Source organism: Streptomyces sparsus (assembly GCF_054776295.1).
This window is the reverse complement of sequence record NZ_BAAHCA010000784.1, coordinates 1-2,346: the sequence shown is the minus strand read 5'-3', so window position 1 is coordinate 2,346 and position 2,346 is coordinate 1. Positions and strand designations below refer to the sequence as shown.

Below are 2,346 nucleotides of genomic sequence, written 5' to 3'. Positions count from 1 at the left end.
AGCGCCAACCCGGCCGCCTCCCGCATCCCGCCTGAGGCGACGGCCTCAGCGTCCAGGACCCGCCGCAGCGTGCTGTCGGCCGCGCGCAACCTGGCGTCCAGCACCTGCTCGGGAGAGACGCGGTCCCAGACGTCCGGGAGGTGCCGGGCGATCAGCGTGTGCCGGAAGTTGTAGAAGGTGGCGGTGACCGGCCCCGGGCCGACCCGGCCCAGGGCCGCGGACCGGCCGGCCAGGTAGCGGCCCATCGGGTCGTCCAGGCCCAGGCCGGACAGCTCCTTGTCGAAGTCGGGGCTGAAGTAGACCGTCGAGTGCAGGACGTTCAGCAGCTCATGGCAGTGCCGGATGGCCTGGCCTGGCCTGGCAGTGGCGGCATGTCCGAGTTCCCCTGTTCCTGTGCGGCTGCTTCGGTCACGGCAGGGCCGCCGGACCACTCCCGCGGACCATGGGGCGTGCGCGAGGCTCACGCCCGGCCGCCGCGGAGCCCGAGCCGGATACCGGTAGCCACTGTCGTCAGCCTCCCGAGGTGGGGCAACAGAGTTGACAAGGAGTTGTAGACCTTGTCCGACAGTTGGCAGGCGGCTCGCGGCAGCAGGGAGCCCGGCCGTCGGCGTGACCGCCGTCCCCGCACGGCGAAGAACGGCACCTCCGTCGCCTCCGGCTCCTACGAGAGCAGGAAGTCCGCCCGCTCTCCCCGCCGAGTCACCGTCCACAAGGTCACCGACGCCGACGTACGCGCCGCCTTCCGCCCGGTCGTCACCCGCTGACCGCCGCCCGACCCGCCGACAGTGCGTTCCCCATGATCGTCGGCCGCGCTCAGGTGGGCGTCGCCGGGTCCGGTCGCAGCCGATCGCCTGCGACCGGCGATCGACGCCACATCAACCGGTCTCGCCGTCAGCACAGGCGCGGGACGCCCCGAACGCCTTCGCCAGCAACACCGAGAACTGCTCGCGCTCGGCCTTGCTCAGCCGGCCGACGCCCTCGGACGGCAGGGTGAACCGACCCTCGACGTCCCGGCTGACCTCGGTGCCCGCCTCGGTGATCGACACGCGCCGTGTGCGGCGGTCGTTCGGGTCGGGCTCGCGAACGACCAGACCGCGGGCCTCCAGGCGGCCGACCAGCTGCGAAACGTTCGACGCGTCGCAGGCGAGCTCGACCGCCAGCTCGCCCATCGTGCGGCTCCCCCGGCCGAGCTGCACCAGCAGGCAGGCCTGCGGGCCGCTGAGCCCGGACGGGTGCGCGGCCCGCTCGAACGCCGCCTCGTAGGCGTAGACGAAGTCGTAGAGCTGGTCCTCGAGCCTCATCGCACCAGAATACTTGATGCACTCATGAAAATACTTGATTCCCTCAAGCATCGGTGGTTCCATGGCCGTGGCATTCCTTTAGCGACTCAACTATCTAGGAGACCCGCCATGTCCCGTGTCCTGATCACCGGTGTCCGCGGCAAGACCGGCGTCCCGCTGGCCCGGCTGCTCGCCGCCCGCTCAGACGTCGAGGTGCTTGGCGGCAGCTCCGACCCGGCGTCCGTCGACCTTCCCGGGGTGCGCCCGACGGCGTTCTCGTGGGACGAGCCGGCCGGTTGGCCCGCTGCCACCGACGGGCTCGACGCGATCTACGTCGTCCGCCCCGACCGCGAGGACGCACCCGCCCTGGTGGCCGACCTTCTGCGGGTCACCGCGGCGCCCACCCGCGTCGTGCTGCTCTCGGAGCAGGACGCCGACTCGTTCGCGCCCGGCACCTGGACGCTGGAGGTCGAGCGCGCCGTGCGCGAGAGCGACCGCAGCTGGACGATCCTGCGCCCGGGCTGGTTCGCGCAGGTCTTCACCGACGACCGCTACCTGCGCGGCGACGTGGCAGCCGGCCGGCTGCCCTTCCCGGCCGGCGGCGCCGCCCTGGCCTGGATCGACACGCGCGACATCGCCGCCGTCGCCGAGCGTGCGCTCCTTGACGACGCCCTGGCGGGCACGGTCCACGAGCTGTCCGGGCCGGAAGCGCTGACGCTGCCCGAGACCGCCGCGGTCCTGTCCCAGGCGCTCGCCCGGCCCGTCGAGCACGTCGAGATGTCCGTCGAGGACGCCGTCGCGGGTGTCGACGGCTTCGAGCGCTGGGAGTTCGTCACCACCTACGAGCGGGTGCGCGCCGGGGTCTACGCCACCGTCACCGACGGCGTGGAGCGGGCCACCGGGCGTCCGGCCCGCTCGTTCCGCGACTTCGTGGCCGAGCACCTGGACGAGCTGACCGCCCGCCCAGCCGAGGACGCCGCCGCACACTGACCCCGCGCCGCCCGCTCACCTACGCGCGTGTGCCGGTGCTCCCCCGGTGAGCCGGGCGCGTGCGGTGGCCACACCT

At 72.8% G+C, this 2,346-nt stretch carries 4 protein-coding genes; 2 read left to right on the top strand and 2 right to left on the bottom strand.

The features are described from left to right. The coding region (locus ACYVE9_RS23350) for an SCO6745 family protein (RefSeq protein ID WP_461029865.1) at nt 1–344 on the bottom strand (344 nt) is incomplete at its 3' end. Nucleotides 345–557: 213 nt separating this feature from the next. Here ACYVE9_RS23350 and ACYVE9_RS23345 point away from each other — a divergent pair. Further along, complete coding sequence (locus ACYVE9_RS23345; RefSeq protein WP_461029864.1) at nt 558–764, top strand: hypothetical protein; 207 nt, start codon at nt 558–560, stop codon at nt 762–764. Nucleotides 765–875: 111 nt separating this feature from the next. Here the strand turns inward: ACYVE9_RS23345 and ACYVE9_RS23340 are convergent, their stop codons facing one another. After that, complete coding sequence (locus ACYVE9_RS23340; RefSeq protein ID WP_461029863.1) at nt 876–1,301, bottom strand: MarR family winged helix-turn-helix transcriptional regulator; 426 nt, start codon at nt 1,299–1,301, stop codon at nt 876–878. 108 nt (nt 1,302–1,409) lie between these two features. Between ACYVE9_RS23340 and ACYVE9_RS23335 the strand changes: the two genes are divergently transcribed. Further along, nucleotides 1,410–2,270: a Rossmann-fold NAD(P)-binding domain-containing protein gene (locus ACYVE9_RS23335; protein ID WP_461029862.1), complete on the top strand. Its 861-nt coding sequence runs from the start codon at nt 1,410–1,412 to the stop codon at nt 2,268–2,270. Nucleotides 2,271–2,346: the final 76 nt, after the last annotated feature.

What these genes read in the sequence shown, in the direction of transcription:
- ACYVE9_RS23340 (WP_461029863.1), bottom strand. Translation starts at nt 1,301, where the DNA reads ATGAGGCTCGAGGACCAGCTCTACGACTTCGTCTACGCCTACGAGGCG.
- ACYVE9_RS23335 (WP_461029862.1), top strand. Translation starts at nt 1,410, where the DNA reads ATGTCCCGTGTCCTGATCACCGGTGTCCGCGGCAAGACCGGCGTCCCG.